The organism is Variovorax atrisoli 110B (assembly GCF_000382045.1).
In the GTDB taxonomy this organism is placed as follows: domain Bacteria; phylum Pseudomonadota; class Gammaproteobacteria; order Burkholderiales; family Burkholderiaceae_C; genus Variovorax; species Variovorax atrisoli.
In genome coordinates, this window is sequence record NZ_KB907453.1 from 391,101 (window position 1) to 411,850 (window position 20,750).

General features: G+C 68.1%; 20 protein-coding genes. 9 read left to right on the forward strand and 11 right to left on the reverse strand.

Translation table 11 applies throughout. From position 1 onward, the window contains the following. Positions 1-86 precede the first annotated feature (86 nt). Positions 87-542: a PaaI family thioesterase gene (locus G369_RS35840; RefSeq protein ID WP_019654982.1), complete on the forward strand. Its 456-nt coding sequence runs from the start codon at positions 87-89 to the stop codon at positions 540-542. Here the strand turns inward: G369_RS35840 and G369_RS0115800 are convergent. Further along, the gene (locus tag G369_RS0115800) at positions 445-1,701 is read right to left on the reverse strand and encodes an acyltransferase family protein (protein ID WP_019654983.1); all 1,257 of its coding nucleotides are present in this window, start codon (positions 1,699-1,701) and stop codon (positions 445-447) included. The two genes, G369_RS35840 and G369_RS0115800, sit on opposite strands and share 98 nt — an antisense overlap. A gap of 164 nt (positions 1,702-1,865) precedes the next feature. Here G369_RS0115800 and G369_RS0115805 point away from each other — a divergent pair, with 164 nt between their 5' ends. From G369_RS0115805 to G369_RS0115820, 4 genes are all read left to right on the forward strand, one after another. Continuing rightward, a complete protein-coding gene (locus tag G369_RS0115805) occupies positions 1,866-2,819 on the forward strand; it encodes a LytTR family DNA-binding domain-containing protein (RefSeq protein WP_019654984.1) in 954 nt (317 codons plus the stop codon). 151 nt (positions 2,820-2,970) lie between these two features. Continuing rightward, positions 2,971-4,173, forward strand: a complete 1,203-nt coding sequence (locus tag G369_RS0115810) for an ammonium transporter (RefSeq protein ID WP_019654985.1) — start codon at positions 2,971-2,973, stop codon at positions 4,171-4,173. Positions 4,174-4,240: 67 nt separating this feature from the next. After that, a complete protein-coding gene (locus tag G369_RS0115815) occupies positions 4,241-5,218 on the forward strand; it encodes an MBL fold metallo-hydrolase (protein WP_019654986.1) in 978 nt (325 codons plus the stop codon). Between the two features lie 111 nt (positions 5,219-5,329). Beyond that, positions 5,330-6,265 carry a M14 family metallopeptidase gene (locus G369_RS0115820; protein ID WP_019654987.1) on the forward strand — a complete coding sequence of 312 codons (936 nt, stop codon included), beginning with the start codon at positions 5,330-5,332 and terminating at the stop codon, positions 6,263-6,265. Positions 6,266-6,374: 109 nt separating this feature from the next. Here the strand turns inward: G369_RS0115820 and G369_RS0115825 are convergent, their stop codons facing one another. Genes G369_RS0115825 through G369_RS0115840 form a run of 4 tightly spaced genes read right to left on the reverse strand, consistent with a single transcriptional unit; the run spans position 6,375 to position 8,598 of the window. Then, on the reverse strand, positions 6,375-6,707 hold the full coding sequence (locus G369_RS0115825; protein ID WP_026346408.1) for a HepT-like ribonuclease domain-containing protein: 333 nt from the start codon (positions 6,705-6,707) through the stop codon (positions 6,375-6,377). Positions 6,708-6,727: 20 nt separating this feature from the next. Next, the gene (locus tag G369_RS0115830) at positions 6,728-7,018 is read right to left on the reverse strand and encodes a nucleotidyltransferase family protein (protein ID WP_019654989.1); all 291 of its coding nucleotides are present in this window, start codon (positions 7,016-7,018) and stop codon (positions 6,728-6,730) included. Between the two features lie 32 nt (positions 7,019-7,050). Then, positions 7,051-7,962, reverse strand: coding sequence for a M23 family metallopeptidase (locus G369_RS0115835; protein ID WP_019654990.1), 912 nt, complete (start codon positions 7,960-7,962; stop codon positions 7,051-7,053). 60 nt (positions 7,963-8,022) lie between these two features. Then, positions 8,023-8,598, reverse strand: a complete 576-nt coding sequence (locus G369_RS0115840; protein WP_019654991.1) for a pseudouridine synthase — start codon at positions 8,596-8,598, stop codon at positions 8,023-8,025. A gap of 92 nt (positions 8,599-8,690) precedes the next feature. Between G369_RS0115840 and G369_RS0115845 the strand changes: the two genes are divergently transcribed. Further along, positions 8,691-8,999, forward strand: a complete 309-nt coding sequence (locus G369_RS0115845) for a hypothetical protein (RefSeq protein WP_019654992.1) — start codon at positions 8,691-8,693, stop codon at positions 8,997-8,999. A gap of 23 nt (positions 9,000-9,022) precedes the next feature. Here the strand turns inward: G369_RS0115845 and G369_RS0115850 are convergent, their stop codons facing one another. Beyond that, entirely contained in the window at positions 9,023-10,840 is a 1,818-nt protein-coding gene (locus G369_RS0115850) for a glutamine--tRNA ligase/YqeY domain fusion protein (RefSeq protein ID WP_019654993.1), read from the reverse strand. Positions 10,841-10,991: 151 nt separating this feature from the next. Here G369_RS0115850 and G369_RS0115855 point away from each other — a divergent pair, with 151 nt between their 5' ends. Beyond that, a complete protein-coding gene (locus G369_RS0115855; protein WP_019654994.1) occupies positions 10,992-11,339 on the forward strand; it encodes a hypothetical protein in 348 nt (115 codons plus the stop codon). A gap of 92 nt (positions 11,340-11,431) precedes the next feature. Here the strand turns inward: G369_RS0115855 and G369_RS0115860 are convergent, their stop codons facing one another. The 5 genes from G369_RS0115860 to G369_RS0115880 are packed head-to-tail and all read right to left on the reverse strand — an operon-like array spanning position 11,432 to position 15,190. Beyond that, on the reverse strand, positions 11,432-12,271 hold the full coding sequence (locus G369_RS0115860) for a LytR/AlgR family response regulator transcription factor (protein WP_019654995.1): 840 nt from the start codon (positions 12,269-12,271) through the stop codon (positions 11,432-11,434). Positions 12,272-12,304: 33 nt separating this feature from the next. Next, a complete protein-coding gene (locus G369_RS0115865; protein ID WP_019654996.1) occupies positions 12,305-13,375 on the reverse strand; it encodes a sensor histidine kinase in 1,071 nt (356 codons plus the stop codon). Continuing rightward, a complete protein-coding gene (locus tag G369_RS0115870; RefSeq protein WP_019654997.1) occupies positions 13,372-13,671 on the reverse strand; it encodes a 2TM domain-containing protein in 300 nt (99 codons plus the stop codon). The genes G369_RS0115865 and G369_RS0115870 overlap by 4 nt, the downstream gene beginning before the upstream one ends. Then, positions 13,668-14,618 (reverse strand): sterol desaturase family protein, encoded by a 951-nt coding sequence (locus G369_RS0115875; RefSeq protein ID WP_019654998.1) that lies wholly within the window; start codon positions 14,616-14,618, stop codon positions 13,668-13,670. The genes G369_RS0115870 and G369_RS0115875 overlap by 4 nt, the downstream gene beginning before the upstream one ends. A 50-nt stretch (positions 14,619-14,668) precedes the next feature. Further along, on the reverse strand, positions 14,669-15,190 hold the full coding sequence (locus G369_RS0115880) for a DUF6622 family protein (RefSeq protein ID WP_019654999.1): 522 nt from the start codon (positions 15,188-15,190) through the stop codon (positions 14,669-14,671). Between the two features lie 401 nt (positions 15,191-15,591). On the opposite strand from G369_RS0115880, the gene G369_RS0115885 reads away from it, so the two are divergent. Together G369_RS0115885 and G369_RS0115890 are read left to right on the forward strand one after the other, a co-directional pair. Then, on the forward strand, positions 15,592-17,199 hold the full coding sequence (locus tag G369_RS0115885; RefSeq protein WP_309937347.1) for an efflux RND transporter periplasmic adaptor subunit: 1,608 nt from the start codon (positions 15,592-15,594) through the stop codon (positions 17,197-17,199). A 73-nt stretch (positions 17,200-17,272) separates the two neighbouring features. Continuing rightward, positions 17,273-20,392: an efflux RND transporter permease subunit gene (locus tag G369_RS0115890; RefSeq protein ID WP_019655001.1), complete on the forward strand. Its 3,120-nt coding sequence runs from the start codon at positions 17,273-17,275 to the stop codon at positions 20,390-20,392. Positions 20,393-20,750: the final 358 nt, after the last annotated feature.

Genomic DNA, 20,750 nt, shown 5'->3' on the forward strand with positions numbered 1-20,750 from the left:
CGCACGCGCGACGGCCGATGTCCGGGCTGCTTCCTAGAGTGGGTGCACCGTCTTTCCACCCAACCCCCGGACAAGGACCCACCACCATGCTCGACACCATCCAGGCCATCAACAGGACCGCCGCCTTCAACCGCTGGGCCGGCTTCGAAGTGACCAGCGCCGGCAATGGGGAAGCCGAACTGCGCATGGACTGGCGCGAGGAGGACATGGGCCAGTACGCCGGCTTCCTGCACGCCGGAATGATCGGCGCGATGCTCGATACCGTGAGCGGCTACGCGGCCGCCACCGTGGCGGGCCGCGTGCTGGCCTCGCATTTCTCGGTCAACTGCATCTCGCCCGCCGTCGGCCGCGCCTTCATCGCACGCGGTCGGGTGGTGAAAGCCGGCCGCAAGCAGGTGTTCGCGGCGGCCGAACTCTATGCGCAGGGCGACAGTGCCGATTCGCTCAAGCTCGTGGCGACGGGGAACGCCATCCTGGTTCCTGTCGAAGAGCCTCCTCCTGCACCGCAGGAGACGCGGAAGAAGTCGCAGCCCGCCGCCTGAGCTTCAGTCCGAAGAGCGGCCGCAGCAGGTTGGTGCGGCGGATCAGCCCGTCCGTCAGGAGCCAGCAGCCGAGCAGCGTCAGCGCGATGAGCAGCGCGGGCTCGACGACCGGGCCGAGCGCTAGCGGTGCCAGCAGGGTCACGCCGACGATGATCAGCGTCTGGTGAAGCACGTACCACGGGTATACCGACTCGTTCGCCCAGCGCAGCCAGGGCCAGGGGCGGTTCAGGTAGCGGTGGCCGTGGCCGAGGATGGTCGCGACGGCCAGCCAGAGGTAGAGCATGCGCAGGGTGTCCACCAGCAGCCCCGGAAGCGGGCTCTTCATGCCGGCGCGCAGCAAGATGAAGGTGCCGATCACCGCGACGGCCAGCGCGAGCGACACGCGGCGCAGCCGCTCCAGTTCCTTCCAGACGCCGGTGTCCACGCCCATCCAGTAGCCGTAGAGGAACATCGTGAAGTAGATGCTGTGCAGGTGGAAGTCGCGCACCAGGTTGTGCGTGGCCGGGAAGCGCGAGGCCAGCAGCATCGTGAATATCAGCAGCGGCACCACCGGCAACAGCAGCAGCCTCCAGCCGCGCAGGCCGTTGAAGGCGCCGCGCATCCACTGGCCGGCGGCCGACCGCCACAGCGGCAGCGTCAGGGCGATCAGCGCCGTGTAGGTGAACAGGTAGGGCAGGTACCAGAGGTGGTTCCAGGTGATGCCGAACTCCGCGCCGTCGAAAGCCTGCTTCGGCCACGGCTGCGCCATCGACAGGTAGCGCAGCAGGAAGGTGCCGAAGCCCGGTGCCACCAGGCCGTTGGCCACGCCCTGGGCGTAGGCCTGGTAGGGCACGACCACTGCCATGCCGAAGGCCAGCGGCAGCATCAGCCGCAGGCCCCGGCTGCGCAGCAGGGCCCAGGTGCCCTGGCCCCTGCTCAGGAAGCCGAGCGACACGCCCGAGATCAGAAAGACAAGGTCCATGCGCCACAGGTTCAGGATGCGCATCGGCCACTGCAGCCATTCGGCCGCGTCCGGGCTCTTGAGGTGCCAGGGCCAGTCGGCCACGTAGTACATGCCCACGTGGTAGAGGATGACGAAGAGGAAGGCCAGCGCGCGCAGGGCGTCGATGTCGTGGCGGCGGTGGTCGGGCGGTGTTGCGGCAATGGGGTCGGCGGTCATGGAAGGTTCCTCGGAGCGGAAAGGCCACCATGCTCGGCCGGGCCGCTTCCGCGAGGTGCGGCCGGGGGACGGATCACCCCCGCTTTGTGACGAGCGGTGGCCGGCAGGGACGAAATCCGGCCCAGACCGGCCGTCCCTGCGGCCTTTTCGAGAGAATTCCCCGCATGGGAGACCCCCGCAGGAACCTCTACGAACGCTACGCGCCGATCCGCCGTCCGCTGGAGGTGGCCTTCTGGATCGTGCTGCTGACGCTGCAGGCCGTGTTCAGCACCATGGTGGCGATCGTCGACATGCGCACGCGCGCCGTGCCCCGGCCCCACTGGGAGGTCGCGACCTGGGAGGTGTCCAGCCACCTGATGCTGCTGTTCCTGGTGCCGGCGCTGGTGATGGTGGAGCGCCGGCTGTCGCCGCTGGTGCGCAGCCATCTGCTGCGCTTCCTGGCCTGGCATGCGGTTGCGAGCGCGGCGTTCAGCGTGGTCCACGTGGTGGGCATGTTCGGGCTGCGGGCGCTGGTCTATGCCATGGCGGGCGAGCACTACGACTTTGGCGGCTGGGTGGGCCAGTGGGGCTACGAGTACCTCAAGGACGTGCGGGTGTACGTCAGCATCGTCTTCGGCATCTGGGCGTACCGGCTGTTCCTGCTGCGGCTGCAGGGGGAGGCGCGGGTGCTGGATGTGCCGGAGGAGGGGGCGGTGGCCGCGCCGGTTGTTGCCCCGAGCCCGGATTCGGAAGGTGCGGGAGGATTTGAACCCCCGGCTGCAGACGCGCTCCCGCCGCCTCCCGCCCGCCCCGAGCGCTTTCTGGTCCGCAAGCTGCGCCGCGAATTCCTCATCGCCGCCACCGACATCGACTGGCTCCAGGCCGAGGGCAACTACGTCGGCCTGCACGTCAATGGCCACGACTACCTGCTGCGCTCCACCCTGACCGACTTCCTGACCCAGCTCGATCCGGCGCTCTTCGTGCGCGTGCACCGCAGCCACGCGGTGAACCTCGCGCGCATCAAGGAAATCGAGCCGCTGGACGGCGGCGACGCCCGGCTGCACATGCATGACGGCACCACCGTGCCCTGCAGCCGGCGCTACCGGGACGCGCTGCGGGCGGGCGCGGGCTCGAGCTGAAGCGGTGCGTGGCGGGCTTGATCAGCCCGTTATTGGTTCATTTCGCACCATCGAAGAGCTTATGGGCACCATTTTTGCTTCATTGGGCCGGCGCGCTGGTTGATTCCGGTGCGACGCACCAATTCAAACCAAAAATCCGCAAGAAGCTCCAATGGACGCACTCAAACAGGGCGCAGACGCGCTGTTCATCCTTCTCGGCGCCATCATGGTCCTGGCCATGCACGCCGGCTTTGCCTTTCTCGAGCTGGGCACCGTGCGCAAGAAGAACCAGGTCAATGCGCTGGTGAAAATCCTGGTCGACTTCTCGGTCTCGACCATCGTGTATTTCCTGGTGGGCTACGGCGTGGCCTACGGCACGCATTTCTTCGTGAGCGCCACCGAACTGTCGGCAAAGAGCGGCTACGAGCTGGTGAAGTTCTTCTTTCTGCTGACCTTCGCGGCGGCCATTCCGGCCATCATCTCGGGCGGCATCGCCGAGCGGGCCAAGTTCTGGCCGCAGCTCATCGCCACGGCGGTGATCGTCGGCTTCGTCTATCCGCTCTTCGAGGGCATCGCCTGGAACAAGCACTTCGGCATCCAGGAATGGATCGCCTCGCTCACCGGCCACGAGTTCCATGACTTCGCCGGCTCGGTGGTGGTGCATGCGGTGGGCGGCTGGCTCGCGCTGCCGGCAGTGCTGCTGCTGGGCGCGCGCCGCAACCGCTACCGCGGCGACGGGTCGCTGAGCGCGCATCCGCCGTCGAACATCCCCTTCCTGGCCCTTGGTGCCTGGGTGCTGTGCGTGGGCTGGTTCGGCTTCAACGTGATGAGCGCGCAGAGCATCGACAAGATCTCGGGCCTGGTGGCCGTGAACTCGCTGATGGCGATGGTGGGCGGCACGCTGGTGGCGCTGGCCATGGGCAAGAACGACCCCGGCTTCGTCTACAACGGCCCGCTCGCGGGCCTGGTGGCGGTGTGCGCCGGCTCCGACCTGATGCATCCGCTGGGCGCGCTGGTGGTGGGCGGCGTGGCGGGCGGCATCTTCGTCAAGCTGTTCACGCTCACGCAGAACAAGTGGAAGATCGACGACGTGCTGGGCGTGTGGCCGCTGCACGGCCTGTGCGGCACCTGGGGCGGCATCGCGGCCGGCATCTTCGGCACGCAGGCGCTCGGCGGCATCGGCGGCGTGAACGTGTGGGCGCAGCTCATCGGCACGGTGATGGGCGTGGCCTGGGCCGCGCTGGCGGGTGCGGCGGTGTACGGCGCGCTCAAGGCAGTGGCGGGACTGCGGCTCTCGCAGGAAGAGGAGTACGACGGTGCCGACCTGTCGATCCACCACATCTCGGCGACGCCCGAGCGCGAGGTCAACTGGTAGGCCGGCTGCAGGGCCGGCCTGCCTCGGCTATTCTCGGCGCCCCTTCAAACCACCGAGGAGCCGAACCATGACAACAACACCCGCTCGCTGGCTGCGCCAGGGCATGGCCGCGCTGGCCGGCAGCCTGCTGATGCTTTCGTTTTCTCCGATGGCGCAAGCCGCCGCGCCGCAGGTCAAGACCCAGGCGCCGGGCTTCTACCGGATGATGCTCGGCGACTTCGAGGTGACGGCGCTCTTCGACGGCACCCTCGACCTCGAACCCAAGAAGCTGCTCACCAACACCACCCAGGAGCAGGTCGGCAAGCTGCTCGACCGGGGCTTCGAGAAAGACGCCGTGCCCACCTCTGTGAACGGCTACCTCATCAACACCGGCAGCAAGCTGGTGCTGGTCGACACCGGCGCCGGCGGCCTCTTCGGCCCCACGCTCGGCAACCTGCAGGCCAACCTCAAGGCCGCGGGCTACCAGCCCGAGCAGGTCGACGACGTGCTCATCACACACATGCACGGCGACCACGTCGGCGGCCTCGTGCAGGACGGCAAGCTGGTCTTTCCCAACGCCACCATCCACGCCGGGCAGGAGGATGCCGACTTCTGGCTGAACAAGGCCAACCTCGAGAAGGCCTCGGCCGAGATGAAGGGCTTCTTCCAGGGGGCGATGGCCTCGCTGAACCCGTACGTGGAAGCCGGCAAGTTCAAGGGCATGAAGGGCGGCACCGAGCTGGCGCCCGGCATCAAGGCCGTGCCCGCCCACGGCCACACGCCCGGCCACAACACCTACGTCGTCGAGTCCAAGGGCCAGAAGCTGGTGCTGTGGGGCGACCTGATGCACGTGGCCGCGGTGCAGTTCGCGCAGCCGCAGGTCACCATCTCCTTCGACGTCGACTCGAAGCCGGCGGCGGTGGAGCGCAAGAAGGCGTACGCCGACGCGGCCAAGGGCCGCTACCTCGTGGGCAGCGCGCACCTGCCGTTCCCGGGGCTGGGCCACGTGCGGGCCGAGGGCAAGGGCTACGTCTGGGTGCCGGTCGACTACCAGCAGGTGCGATGAGCGACCGATGAAGGTTGAGCGGCGCGGGCCGGTGTCGCGGCGCCCGCGGGCACGAATGCGCGCTCTGTAGCAAACTGGCCGGCCGCTTCGCTTTCATCATCCATCCGCCCCATGACCCAAGCTCCACCCGCCCTCGAAGTCCTCCCCCGCGACCTCTCCGCCTACCGCAAGGGCAACGTCGGCGTCGACTACGTGCACCGCTTCGAGTCCGGCAAGCCCGGCCCGCACGTGCTGATCAATGCGCTCACGCACGGCAACGAGATCTGCGGGATGACGGCCGCCACGCACCTGCTCGACAACAACGTGCGCCCGAAGATCGGCACGCTCACCGTGAGCTTCGCCAACGTGGCCGCGTACGAATCCTTCAACGAGGCGCAGCCCTTCGACAGCCGGCAGCTCGTGCACAACCTCAACCGCATCTGGTCGCCCGAATGGCTCGACGGCACCGAAGACAGCCCCGAGCTGAGCCGCGCGCGCATCCTGCGACCGGTGGTGGATGCGGCCGACCACATCCTCGACATCCACTCGACCAGCCAGCCCGTCGTGCCGTTCTGGGTGTACCCGGGCTTCGAGCGCAACGCCAAGGTCGCGCAGGCCATCGGCCGCCCCTCGGTGCACCTCGTGATGCCCGACGGCCTGGGCTCGGGCACGCCGCTCATCCAGTACGGCAGCCACGGCGGCCCCGACGGCAAGGGCGTGGCGATGGTGGTCGAGTGCGGCCAGCACTTCCTGCGCTCGGCCTCCGACCTCGCCACCGCCGTCACCTACGACTTCCTCGCCTACTTCGGCCTCGTCGACAAGGACCCGGCGAGCCCGCCGCCCGAGCCGCAGCGCCGCTTCCAGCTGCTGCAGACCTACGTCATCAAGTCGCCCGACTTTGCCTTCGTGCGCCCGCTCATCGGCTTCGAGACCTTCGCCAAGGGCGAGCTGATCGCCACCAACGGCGACGAGGAAATCCGCGCGCTGTGCGACGACTGCACGATCTTCATGCCCGCCCAGCGCGCGATCGTGGGTCGCGAGGCGGTGTACCTGACCAAGCCGATCTGAAGCTGGACGGCAGAAACGACCGCCGCGCCCGCAATGAACCGCTGGTGCGGGCGTTGATTGCGTGGCGCAGCGACGTCCTCAGACGTCTCGGCTCATGGAGCGGGAAGGCTCAGGATTTCAACAGCTTCGCAATCTGCTCGCGAAGCGATGGCAAATCGTGCTGGATGGTTTGCCAGACGATGGTGTGGTCGATGGTGAAGTAGCCGTGGGAAAGCGCGTTGCGCATCTCGTAGGCAAAACGCCAGGGAACGGCGGGGTGGGCAGCGGCGAATTCCGCATGGTGCTTCACGATGTTGTTGCTGGCTTCCCCGATCACTTCCAGGTTGCGTACCACTGCATCCTGTGTTTTCCGGTCGACGAGATAACTGTCGGCGGTAGCGCCGTTCGTGTAGTCGTGAATACTGTCGATCGCTTGCAGGATATGACCCAAGTAATCCGCCACACGTTGCGGATCTCGTCGACTCATACCGGTACAGCCTCGCGCAGCACCTGATCGCGAAACTTTAGAGGCAGGCCGTCGGGCGTGAGCACGTCTACTTCCATGCCCAGAAGGCTCTTCAGTTCGTACCTGATGGCTCCGATGTCCATCAGGGTGGTTTGCGCCGTGGGCTCCACCAGCAGATCGAGATCGCTGTCGGGCCCGTCTTCGCCACGCAAAGCGGAACCGAACACTCGCACGCTGCTGACGTGGTGACTCAGCGCGATCTCCCGGATGCGATCGCGATGCTGGAGCAGAGCTTCAGAGGGGCGCATGAGGCCGAGTGTAATGTGGCTCCTCGTTGGACTCAGGCCGCAATGAACAACGCCGGGTCCACCATCGCCCGATTCAGCATCACCGACCAGTGCAGGTGCGGCCCCGTCACCCGCCCCGTCGCGCCCACGGCGGCCAGCTGCTCGCCGGTCTTCATCACGTCGCCGACCTTCACGTCGATGCGGCTCAGGTGGCAGTACATGGTCAGCAGGCCGCCGCCGTGGTCGAGCCAGACGGTGCCGCCGTTGAAGAAATAGTCGCCCGTGTCGATCACCTTGCCGGGCAGCGGCGCGAGGACCGGGGTGCCGGTGCCGGCTGCGATGTCCATGCCGCTGTGCGGGTTGCGCGACTGGCCGTTGAACACGCGGCGCAGGCCGAAGGAGCTCGAGCGGCGGCCGGGCACCGGCACGCGCATCTTCAGCACGGTGTCGGGACGCATGTCGCTGAGGGCGGCCGTCACGCCGGCGAGGTGGTCGCGCTCCTTGACGTAGCGGGCCTCGTCCTCGGGCGAGAGGTCGACGGTGCGAGGGGCCACGGTGAGGCGCTGTTCGCGGTATTGCTTCGGGGCGATGGTGTAGGCGATCTGGCGCTCGGGCTTGCCTTCGGCGCGCACCGTGATGCTGGCTTCGCCGGGTTCGGCCGCCAGGGGGATGCCGACGACGGCGGTCCATTCGATGGTGTCGCCGAGCACCAGCACGGGGATGTCGCCCGAGAAGGCCTGGGGCCGCTTGGCCGAGGGGCCCAGTGACAGGCGGGCGACGCCGCCCGGCACCTGCGATGCGTGGGGCCACACCTCGGGTGCCGACGCCGCTTGCTTCTTCGCCTTGGCCTGGGTCGCGGCGCCGGCATGCATCGCGGCGAGGAGGCCGACGGTGCCGAGGACGGCGCTGCGGCGGTTCAGTGCGAAAGGGGCGAGGTCGAGGGGAGCAATGGGTGAGTGCTTCATTGAGAAAAAGGCAAGGTTTCGTTTGGATGAGGGGAGGGCGCCGGCTTGTTCGGTGCGGCGCTAGTCGCTCCAGGTTCCCGGCGCCAGTCCTTCGAGCGTGTGCGGCCCGATCGCGGCGCGGATCAGTCGCAGCGTCGGCAGCCCCACGGCCGCCGTCATGCGCCGCACCTGCCGGTTGCGGCCCTCGCGGATGGCCAGTTCGATCCACGCGGTGGGAATGCTCTTGCGTTCGCGGATCGGCGGCGTGCGCTCCCACACCTCGGGCGGCGGGTCGAGCAGGCGGGCGCGCGCGGGGCGGGTGGGGCCGTCGTTGAGCATCACGCCGTTGCGCAGCGCGGCGAGCGCCTCTTCGCCGGGCACGCCTTCGACCTGCACCCAGTAGACCTTCTCCATCTTGAAGCGCGGATCGGCGATGCGCGCCTGCAGCCTGCCGTCGTCAGTGAGCAGCAGAAGGCCCTCGCTGTCGGCATCGAGCCGGCCGGCGACGTAGACGCCGGGGATGTCGATGAACTCCTTCAGTCCGCGCCAGCGGCCCTCGGGCGTGAACTGGCTGAGCACCCCATAGGGCTTGTTGAAGCGGATCAGCCGGGAGGACGAGGACGATGAGCGGGAAGAAGAAGGGCTCGAACGATTCATGTGCCGACAGGATAGCCCGGGTCCGTCCTGCAACCTCTGGCGGCCGGCACGGCTCCAATGGGCTTGTTCATTCGAGACACAGGGAATCCGGTATGACGACCAAGATGCGAAGCTCCATCCCGCTCGCCTGCACGGCGATGGCCGGCCTGCTGCTGGCGGCGTGCAACAGCACGGCCATCCGCGTGGGCGGTGCGCCCGAGGCAAGCGTCAAGAACTGCGTGGCCGCGGCTGCGCGCGAACTCAGGGTGCCGCCGGCCAGCATCGCGGCCGACAAGGGCAGCACGCCGCGCGACGGCGTCTACACGGTCAACCTGAAGGTCGGGCCACAGGGAAGATCCGCCGTGTGCACCACCGACGAGAACAGCGCGGTGATCGGCGTGGTCTACAAGCGGCCCGAGTAGCGACTGGCCGCTTGCCTGCCTGCTTACTTGCCCCAGCTGTCCCGCATCCCGGCCGCGCGGTTGAACACCGGCTTGCCGGCGATGCCGCTGGCCTTCGCGTCGAGCACGAAGTAGCCGTGCCGCTCGAACTGGATGCCGACGCCCGGCTCGGCCTTGGCCAGCGAGGGCTCGACGAAGGCCGAGCACACTTCCAGGCTGTTCTTGTTCAGTTCTTCCAGCAGCTCTCCGCTGCCCGGGTGCGCCGCGGCGAAGAGGCGCTCGTAGAGCCGCACCTCGGCCTGCACCGCGTCGGCGGCGGCCACCCAGGTGATGTTGCCCTTCACCTTGATCGCGTCGGCGCCGGGCGTTCCGCTCTTGGTGTCGGGCACCAGCTTCGCCTGCACTTTGACGAGCCTGCCGTCGGCGTCCTTCGTGCCGCCGATGCACTCGATGACGTGGCCGTACTTCAGCCGCACCTTGTTGCCGGGGAACAGGCGGAAGAAGCCCTTGGGCTGCACTTCCTCATAGTCGGTGCGCTCGATCCAGACCTCGCGGCCCAGCTTGAATTCGCGCTGGCCCATCTCGGGATGGTGCGGGTGCACGGGGGCCGAGCAAGCGTCCAGAGCGTCGTCGCCGCCCATCAGCTCGCCCCAGTTGGTGATGACCAGCTTGACCGGGTCGAGCACGGCCATGGCGCGGGGTGCGACGGGGTCTAGCGTGTCGCGCAGCGCGGCCTCGAGGCTGGCGTAGTCGATCCAGCCGCCCGACTTGGTGGTGCCGCTGCGTTCGCAGAACAGGCGCAGCGCCTCGGGCGTGTAGCCGCGGCGGCGCAGGCCGGCGATGGTGGGCATGCGCGGGTCGTCCCAGCCGTCGACGTATTTCTCTTCGACCAGCTGGCGCAGCTTGCGCTTGCTGGTGAGCACGTGGGTCACGTTGAGGCGGGCGAATTCGTACTGGCGCGGGTGCGGACTGGCGATGAGGCCGCCCTCGGCGAGGCGGTCGAGCAGCCAGTCGTAGAAGGGGCGCTGGTCTTCGAATTCCAGCGTGCAGATGCTGTGGGTGATCTGCTCCAGCGCGTCCTCGATGGGGTGCGCGTAGGTGTACATCGGGTAGATGCACCACTTGTCGCCGGTATTGTGGTGGTGGGCCCGGCGCACGCGGTACAGCGCGGGGTCGCGCATGTTGATGTTGGTGCTGGCCATGTCGATCTTGGCGCGCAGGATGGCGGCGCCGTCGGCCACCTGGCCGTCGCGCATGGCGCGGAATCGTGCGAGGTTCTCCTCGGGCGTGCGGGTGCGGAAGGGGCTGTCGGTGCCGGGCGTGTTGAAGTCGCCGCGGTTCGCCCGCACTTCATCGGCGGTCTGCTCGTCCACGTAGGCGAGGCCGGCGCCGATCAGGTATTCGGCGGCCTCGTACATGAAGTCGAAGTAGTCGCTCGCGAAATACTCGTGCGGCTGCATCGTGCCGGGCGCGCCGGGGCGGTCGGCGAGATAGGTCTCGTAGCCCAGCCACTTCACGGCGTCGCGGATGGAGTCGACGTATTCCTGGTCTTCCTTCTCGGGGTTGGTGTCGTCGAAGCGCAGGTGGCTCACGCCGCCGTATTCCTTGGCCAGCTCGAAGTTGAGCCAGATGCTCTTGGCGTGGCCGATGTGCAGGTAGCCGTTGGGCTCGGGCGGAAAGCGCATGCGCACCTTGGCCGGATCGGCCATGCCCTGTGCATGATGAGCGGCGTTGCCGGGCGAACCGCCCCACTTGCGGCCAGAATAGGCACCCTGTGCGAGGTCGCTCTCGATCACGTGGCGCAGGAAATTGCTCGGTGCAGCTGTCGTCTTGGTGCCGCTTTTGTCGGTCGGGGAGGTCATTGCGGCATTTTAGGGGGCACCCCCTATGGGTTACCTTTGGCAACGTTCTTCACATTGGCCCGTGCACCCCGTTTGCATTTGCCGCGTTCAATACACCACATGGGCGGTCCCGATCCGGACAGTGCCCACCCCAAACAAGGAGAGCAGGATCATGAGCTTCACACGTTCAACCTTTTTCAAGTGGGCCGCCGCGGGCGTCGTGGCAGCCGGTGCATTGTTCGCCGCCACCTCGGCCAGCGCCCGCAGCGACGTGAGCTGGTCGATCGGCGTCGGCGTACCAGGCGTGGCGGTGGGGGTGGGCAGCCCGGCCTACTACCCGGCTCCGGCCCCGGTCTATGTGCCGCCGGCACCCGTCTACTACGCGCCGCCGCCGCCGGTCTACTACCGCCCGCCGCCGGTGTATTACCGTCCGGCCCCGGTCTATTACGGTCCGCCGGCCTATTACGGTCCGCGCTACTACGGTCGCGGCTACTACCGCGGCCATGGCCACTGGCGCTAAAAAGCCACGGCAATCGTGACTGAATGAAAAAAGCCGGCTCCGAAAGGGCCGGCTTTTTCTTTGGGCGTTTCCAGGCTCCTGTTCGCCCAGTTTCACATCGCGCGAAAGAGATGGGCGTAGAGCCGGCTGACCGGGATCTTCTCGGCTCGCCCGCGCAACATCAGGTGCAGCTTGCCGGCCTCGTCACGGTGAACCGATTCGATGGCCGAGCTGCGCACCACCACCGCCCGGTGCACCTGCCAGAAGGTGTCGGCGTCGAGCTGCGGCAGCAGCTGCTTGAGGGGCGTGCGGATCAGGTATTCGTGCGTGGCGGTCAGCACGCGCAGGTATTTGTCGGCCGCCTCGAAATAGAGAACCTCGTCGATCGGCACCATGCGCACGGTGCTGCCGCCCGCGTCGCTGGCGGCGATCATGCGAAGCGGGGCGGGAGCCGGCGTGGTGGCCGCGACCCCGGCTGCCCCCAGCACCTGCCGCCACTGGGCGAGCGTCTGCTCCAGCGCCGCATCCGCCAGTGCGGGCGTCGCCGCCGGCTGCCTTGCGGCCAGCGCCTGCTGCAGCCGGCCGACGGTCTTGCGCAGGCGGTCGGGCTGCACCGGCTTGAGCACGTAGTCGATGGCCTGCGCCTCGAAGGCGCGGGCGGCGTATTCGTCGTAGGCCGTCACGAACACCAGCTGGGGCATGGGCGTCTCGTCGGCGGGCCAGCTGTCGGCCAGCTCGGCAGCGGCGCCAAGGCCGTCGAGGCCGGGCATGCGGATATCGAAGAAAAGCACCTGCGGCAGCAGTCGCAGCGCCTCGCGCACGGCGCTGCGGCCGTCGCCGGCGGTGGCGACGATCTCCAGCTCGGGCCATGCGGCGGCCAGCTCGGCCTTGAGCGCCTGCGCGAGGAGGGGTTCGTCCTCGGCGATGAGTGCGGTGGGGGATGCAGTGGTCATCTTGTCGTTGTTGTCCTGTCGTGTGGCGTGCGTTCAGGCCGGCGCCGGAATGCTCAGCCTCGCCAGCGTGCCGCCCGAAGGGGAGGGCGCCATGCTCATGGTGCCGCGCTCGCCGTACACCGTGGCCAGCCGCTCGCGCACCTGCTCGAGCCCGAAGCCGCTGCCCTGCGACGGCGGCGCCGCACCCAGGCCCACGCCGGTGTCGCTGACCTCGATCACGAGCGAGCCGCCTTGCTCGTCCCTGCGGGCTCGCACCACGATCTCGCCGCCTTCCACCTTGGGCTCCAGGCCGTGGCGGATGCTGTTCTCCACCAGCGGCTGCAGCAGCAGCGGCGGCACCGGCGCGTCGCGCAGGTCCTGCGGCAGGTCGAGGGTGTAGCGCAGCCGGTCGCCCATGCGCACCGACATCAGCTCCAGGTAGTCGCCCAGCCGCTCGAACTCGGCCGACAGCGGATGCGAGAGCGCGCGCGAGCCGCTCAGTGTCATGCGCAGGTAGCTGTTGAGCCGGTCGAGCATGGCCACGGCGCGCGGCGGATCGACCGTGATCAGCACCCGCAGGTTGGCCAGCGTGTTGAACAGCATGTGCGGCTCCAGCTGCGTCTCCAGCAGCTTCAGCCGGGCCTCGGTGGCGTTGCGCTGGGCCAGCTCGATCTGGCTCTGCATGTGCTTGCTCTTGCCGAGGCTGTAGAAGAAGAAGCACATGCCGACCGTCGCGATGATGGTGATCGTGACGCCGGTGGCCAGCTTGTGGCCCCTGATGTCGAGAAAGTCGAACCGCGGCGCGTCGAACACGGCGTCGCCGATGACGTTGCCCACGAAGAAGCCGACCGCCACGCCCAGCGCGACGAGTGCGAAGCCCCAGGGCCAGTTCGGCCAGTGCGTCTCGCGGTGCCCGCTGAGCAGCAGCCGCCCGGTGTCGATGAACAGCCAGCTGACCATGCCGATCGCCAGCGAATAGACGAGGTGGCCCGCCCAGTTGTCCCCGCCGGTGATGGTCATCGCGATGGCGATGAGGCAGCAGAAGACGGCCGTGATCAGGCCATGCCGAAGCATGTCCCGGAAGTTCTCCGCGCGGAAGCGGCTCTGCGGCGCGGTGCTGCTCATCCGCGGTCCCGGCCTCCCAGGGCGCGGCGCTCGCGCTCGACCAGCCTATCGTAGAAGCCGCCGCCGGGCGCGACGAACCAGACCACGGCGCCATGGATCAGCAGCCCCAGCCCCCAGCCCATGAGCGGATACATCGCCCAGTTGCGGCCGTTGGCGGCCGAGATGGCGACCAGCCCCAGGTTGACCAGCACGTAGACGAAGGCGTGGACGTACCAGCCCATCTTGGCGCCGGCGCGGCGGCGGGCGAGGCGCTCGATCTCGGAGCGGGAGGAATCGGAGGAGGCGTAGGAAGTCATGACAGCTCCTTGTATTGGACAGGAATGAAATCGGCCGCCATTGCGGGCTGCGGCGCCGGCTGCAGGGCCGCGCGCTGGCGCAGCTCCTCGGTGGTGTCGCCGGGGCCCTCGGGCTTCCAGCCGGGCGGCTTCACGAGGTAGCCGACGAAGGCGCGCACGGAACGGGCCGAGGCGAGGTCGCGAAAGAGCGCGCGCCACTGGCCGAACTCGATTTCCAGGATGTTGTGGGTGGTGACCGGGTTGACGAGGCCGTAGCGGCAGGGCACGTCGGCGCGCTCGGGGATGTAGGTCCCGAACAGGCGGTCGAACACGATCAGCACGCCGCCGTAGTTGCCGTCCAGGTATTCCAGGTTCGAGGCGTGGTGCACGCGGTGGGCCGAGGGGGTGTTGAGCACCCATTCCAGCGGGCCGAGGCGCGGAATCCAGGTCGCGTGGATCCAGAACTGGTACAGCAGGTTCAGCGTGAGCATCAGCAGGACCACCCGCGGCGGCATGCCCAGCAGCGGCGCCAGCATGAAGAAGGCCAGGGTGCCGGTGAGGCGGCCGGTCCAGCCGAAGCGGTAGGCGGCCGACAGGTTCAGCTGGTTCGGCGAATGGTGGATGGCGTGGGTGCACCAGAACCAGCGCACCCGGTGCGCCGCGCGGTGGTACCAGTAGTAGCAGAACTCCTGGCCGATGAAGCAGGCCGCCCAGCCGGTCCAGTGGTCCATCGGCAGGGTGAAGAGGCGGTGGGCGTAGAACCAGTCCATCGCGCCGGTCCAGAAGGCCAGGGGCAGCAGCCAGCGCAGGGGGTATTCGCGCACCAGGAAGTCGAACACGGAGACGCCGGCGGCCTTCCAGTCGTAGCTGCGCCAGCCGTTGCGCCAAGAGAGCACCAGGGCCTCGGCGATGGAGGCGGCCAGCACCACCGTGACGGAGATCTTGAGGATCAGCAGGAGCGCGTTCATGGCGGCGTTTCTTCCGTGAGTGGTTGCCCGGGAATCGAGGCCCGGGAATATTAGGCCGCGCGGGCCGCGGCGGCCATGGCGTCGGTACGGATGGCCAGCTTCCAAAGGCGCGCGGCGCGGGCAGCGAACACCCCGGTGAAGGCGCCGTACAGCACGGGCACGACGATGGCGAGGGTCGGCTGGTGGCGCAGTTCGGGGTGCATGGCCAGGGCGGCGCCCACCACGTACTTGGTCAGGAAGATGCCCATCATGAGCATCAGCGGCACCGGGCTGCCGGCCACCTCGAACTGGCGCGCGGCTGCGTCGTAGCGGGTGGCGGCGTGCAGCGGGCGCTGCAGCACCAGCGCCGCCATCACGGCCGCGGCGGCGGCCCAGCCCAGCAGGGCGCCGAAGGAATCGCCGAACACCGAAACCACGCCGTAGATCGACAGGCCGCCCATGGCGACGGGCATCAGCGTGACGCGGGTCAGGCTCACCTGGTTGGCCAGCAGCTGCCGGGCGCCGAGCCACAGCAGCACGAAGAACACGGCGAACACCCACTTGGGCGTGTGAAGGACGATCTGCATCAGCATGGCGGCACTCCGTGGAAGGTGAAGGTTGAAGAGAAGCTGAAAAAAGCGGTGCAAGGAAATCGATGGGTTGGACTGTGCCGATGCCCGCGCGCCCCGGCCACCGCCGTGCGACGGAATGCGCGCAGGCGGCGCGAATTGCAGCCTGGCCGCGCGAATTGCAGGGTTCCGGGGGGCAATCCGGGAGACATGGAGGAGGCTTTGAGGAAGCTTGTAGGAGGCTCCCGCGAGCTTTACCGACGCTTTACGGCCCAGCAAAGAGCCGGACTACCATCCGCGCTGTACTACGCTGGTCCGCACCCTCGCACCTTTCGCACGCACCGTCCATGGAACAAGAAAAACCAACCGAGCCTCTGCCTTCCGCCGTTTCCCCCAACCATCCGACGGTCCGCAGGCGCCGTTGGATGGGCAGCCTTCTGGCCCTGCTGCTGCTGGCGGTGCTGGGCGGCGGCGCGTGGTACCTGGTCCAGCGCTCGAAGACGCCGGTGGCCGGCCCAGGCGCCGGACCAGGACCGGGCGCGGGCAGGCAGGGTGGACCCGGCGGCCCTGGCGGCCCCGGGCGCGGAGGCGGTGGCGGCCCGGCTTCCAGCACGGTCGGCATCGCGACCGCCAGGCAGGCCGACATTCCGGTGCAGCTGGAAGCCCTGGGCACGGTCACGCCGCTGGCCAACGTGATCGTGCAGCCGCAGGTTTCGGGCGTGCTCACGGCGGTGCTCTTCCAGGAAGGTCAGATGGTCAAGAAGGGCGACGTGCTCGCCACCATCGATCCGCAGCCGTTCCAGAACGCCCTGGCGCAGGCCACCGGCGCCCGCCAGCGCGACGAGGCGCAGCTCGCGGCGGCGCGGGTTACGCTGCAGCGCTACCAGACCCTGCTGGGCCAGGATTCCATTGCCCGCCAGGACGTCGATACGCAGGCCGCGCTGGTCAAGCAGCTCGAAGGCACGGTGGCCATCGACCGCGCCAACGAAAACACCGCCAAGCTCAACCTCGCCTGGAGCCGCATCACCGCGCCGGTGAGCGGGCGCATCGGCCTGCGGCCGGTGGACGCGGGCAACTACATCTCCACCGGCACCACCAACGGCATCGCGACCATCACGCAGATCGCGCCGATCGACGTCGAATTCGCCATTCCGCAGGACCGCGTGCCAGAAGTGCAGGACCGCCTCGCCCAGGGGGCGAAGCTCGACGCCACCGCCTTCGACCGCACCCGCACGCGCCGGCTCGCGAACGGCAGCTTCTCCACGCTGGACAACCTGGTCGACACAGCCACCGGCACCGTCAAGGCCAAGGCCCGCTTCGCCAACGCCGACAACGCGCTCTTCCCGAACCAGTTCGTCAACCTGCGGCTGCTGCTGCGCACCGTGAACAGCGCGGTGGTGGTGCCCGTCACGGCGCTGCGCCACGGCCCCAACGGCGACTACGTGTATGTGCTGAACGAAGACAACACCGTGTCGCAGCGCACGGTGACGCGCGGCGAATCGAGCGTGGACAACGTGGCGATCACCTCGGGCCTGCAGGCCGGCGAGCAGGTCGTGACCGAAGGCGGCGACCGGCTGAAGGACGGCGCGCGCGTGCAGACCCAGGCCGACCGGCCCGCGGGCGCCGCATCGGCCCCGGCAGGTGGCACGCATCGCGGCCGCCGGCAGGGCGGCGGCGCAGGCGGTCCCGGCGCGGCCAGGGGCGCCGAGGGCGCATCGGCAGCCGGGACTTCCGCGGCGCCGGCCACCTCGACCGCCCCCGGCGCTGCGGCAGCCCCTGCCGCGGCCTCCCCCGTGCCTTCCGTGCCTTCCGCGGAGACGGCCCCCGCCACGCCGGCGACGCCGGCCAAGCTCCCGACCGCCGAGCAGCGCCAGCGCATGCTCGATTCCGTCAAGGACAACCCCGAGCAGCTCGAGCGCCGCAAGCGTTTCCTCGAGGCGCTGGACCGCGGCGACCCGGCCGCGCTGGAGCGCTGGCAGCGCATGTCCGAACGCGGCGGCGAAGGCGGGCAGGGCGGCAGGCGCGGCCAATGACGAACGGTCTTCGCATCACCAGCTGCTGCCGTCGCAGCAGTAACAGCAGTAGCAGCAGCACGGAGGCCTGCCAGTGAGTCCGTCCCGTCCGTTCATCCTGCGGCCGGTGGCGACCTCGCTGCTGATGGTCGCGATCGTGCTGGCCGGCCTGGTGGCATTCCGCTTCCTGCCGCTGTCGGCGCTGCCGCAGGTCGACTACCCGACCATCCAGGTGCAGACGCTCTACCCCGGGGCCAGCCCCGAGGTCATGAGCAACACCGTCACCGCGCCGCTGGAGCGCCAGTTCGGCCAGATGTCGGGGCTCGACCGCATGAGCTCGACCAGCGCCGCGGGCGTGTCGATCATCACGCTGCAGTTCTCGCTCGGCCAGACGCTGGACGTGGCTGAGCAGGAAGTGCAGGCCGCCATCAACGCCGGCGGCTCGCTGCTGCCGGCCGACCTGCCGGCGCCGCCCGTGTACGCCAAGGTCAACCCGGCCGACGCGCCGGTGCTCACGCTGTCCATCACCTCCGACACGCTGCCGCTGACCGACGTGCAGAACCTGGTCAACACCCGGCTCGCGCAGAAGATCAGCCAGGTCTCGGGCGTGGGGCTGGTGTCGCTCAGCGGCGGGCAGCGCCCCGCGATGCGCATCCAGGCCAACACCCAGGCGCTGGCGGCCAACGGCATCGGGCTGGACACGCTGCGCACGGCCATCTCGGCGGCCAACTCCAACGGCGCCAAGGGCAGCTTCGACGGGCCCAAGCGCGCCTACACGATCAATTCGAACGACCAGCTGATGACGGTCGACGACTACAAGAACCTGATCGTCTCGTACAAGAACGGCGCGCCGATCCGCATGGTCGACGTGGCGCAGGTGGTCAGCAGCGCCGAGAACAACCAGCTCGCCGCCTGGGCCGGCAACAAGGTCGACGGCACCAGCAGGCTCTCGCCCGCGATCATCATGAACGTGCAGCGCCAGCCCGGCGCGAACGTGATCGCCACCGTCGACGCCATCAAGAAGCAGCTGCCCGAGCTGCAGGCCGGCATGCCCGCCGGCCTGAAGATCGAGGTGCTCAGCGACCGCACGGCCGGCATCCGCGCCTCGGTGCAGCACGTCGAGATGGAGCTGGTGCTGGCCGTGGTGCTCGTGGTGCTGGTGATCTTCGCCTTCCTGGGCAGCCTGCGCGCCACCGTCATCGCCAGCATCGCGGTGCCCATCTCGCTGATCGGCACCTTCGGGCTGATGTACCTGCTGGGCTACAGCCTCAACAACCTCAGCCTCATGGCGCTGACCATCGCCACCGGCTTCGTGGTGGACGACGCGATCGTCATGATCGAGAACATCGCGCGCTACATCGAGGAGGGCGAGAAGCCCCTGCAGGCCGCGTTCAAGGGCGCCACGCAGATCGGCTTCACCATCATCTCGCTGACCGTGTCGCTCATCGCGGTGCTGATCCCGCTGCTGTTCATGGGCGACGTGGTGGGCCGCCTGTTCCGCGAGTTCGCGGTGACGCTGGCCATCACCATCCTGATCTCCGCCGTGGTGTCGCTCACGCTGGTGCCGATGATGTCGGCGCGCTGGCTCAGGCACGAACAGAAGAAGGAGGCCTCGAACAAGGGCTTCGGCGCGCGCGCACAGCGATTCTTCGACGGCGTGATGGTGCGCTACGACCGCTCGCTGCACTGGGTGATCGAGCACCAGGCGCTCACGCTGCTGGTCGCGCTGCTGACCATGGTGCTGACGGTGCTGCTCTACCTCACCATTCCAAAGGGCCTGTTCCCCACGCAGGACACCGGCCAGCTGCAGGCCCGCGTGCAGGCCGCGCAGGACGTGTCGTTCGAGCGCATGTCGCAGCTGCAGATGCAGGCGGCGCAGGCGATCCTCGAAGACCCGGCGGTCGAGAACCTCAGCTCCTTCGTCGGCGTCGATGCCGCCAACAACACCATGCTGCACACCGGCAGCATGCTCATCAACCTGGTGAAGGACCGCGACAGCCAGCAGGTCGTGATGGACCGCCTGCGCGAGCGCGTGCGGCAGGTGGCGGGCGTCACGCTCTACCTGCAGCCCACGCAGGACCTCACCATCGACGCCGAGACCGGCCCGACCGAATACCGCATGTCGCTCGAAGGCGTGGACAGCACCGCCATCACCGAGTGGATGAAGAAGCTCGTCGCCAAGCTGCAGGAATCGGACAAGGTGCGCAACGTCAGCAGCGACGCCGGCGCCCAGGGCCTCGCGGCCTTCGTGAACGTCAACCGCGACACCGCGGCGCGGCTGTCGATCACCGCGAGCACCGTGGACGACGCCCTCTACAGCGCCTTCGGCCAGCGCATCGTCTCGACCATCTTCACCGAGACCAACCAGTACCGCGTGATCCTCGAGGCCCAGCCCGGCATGGTGAACACGCCGCAGACGCTGGGGCAGCTGAGCCTGATCGCGGGTTCCGGCACTGCCACGCCGCTTTCGGCGATCGCGCAGATCTCCGAGCAGCAGGCGCCGCTGCAGATCACGCACGTGGCGCAGTACCCGGCGAGCACGCTGAACTTCGACACCGCACCCGGCGTTTCGCTCGGCGCCTCGGTCGACGCCATTCGAGCGGCCGCGAAGGAGATCGGGCTGCCGAGCAGCGTGACGATGACCTTCCTCGGAGCTTCAGGGGCTTACGAGAAGTCGCTGTCGAACCAGCTGTGGCTGATCCTTGCCGCCGTGGTGTGCGTGTACATCGTGCTGGGGGTGCTGTACGAGAGCTATGTGCATCCGCTGACCATCCTGTCCACGCTGCCTTCGGCCGGGGTGGGGGCGCTGCTGGCGCTGATGATCACGGGCAACGACCTGGGGGTGATCGGCATCATCGGGATCATCCTGCTGATCGGCATCGTGAAGAAGAACGCGATCATGATGATCGACTTCGCCATCGATGCCGAGAGAACACAGGGGAAGTCTCCTCGGGAGGCCATTCACCAGGCTGCCTTGTTGCGGTTTAGGCCCATCTTGATGACCACGCTGGCGGCTTTGTTTGCTGCTGTGCCGTTGATGTTCAGCTTCGGGGATGGGGCTGAATTGCGGCGGCCGCTGGGGTTGGCGATCTTCGGGGGGTTGATCGTCAGTCAGTTGCTTACCCTGTTCACTACGCCTGTTATTTATCTGGCGTTTGACCGGTTGGGTGGGGGGAGTGCCCGGAGGGTTGAGATTGAGGAGGAGGCGGTTTGAGTCGTCTTTTCTTCCGTCGTGGATTTGTTTTCCGGAGCCGGGTCTCGCCCCGGCGGGCGACCTACTTTCTTTTGCTTCGCCAAAAGAAAGTAGGCAAAGAAAAGGCGACCCTGCTGTCTGTGTCCCTTCGCTTCGCTACGGGCAACCTGCGGTGCTCGGCGCAGGAGGGGGTCCGCAGAACTCGCTTCGCTCAAACAGCTGCGGCCCTGATCCCTCCTGCGCCTGCGCTCCTCGGCACAGCCAGAAGGGAGTGGGGCGGGCCATCGCTTCGCTCGGCCCTTGGGTTGCCTGGACGGGCCTTTGCTTCGCTCGGCGGGGGATCGTGGGGCGGAGCTGATATCGATTGGGCTAACGGCAT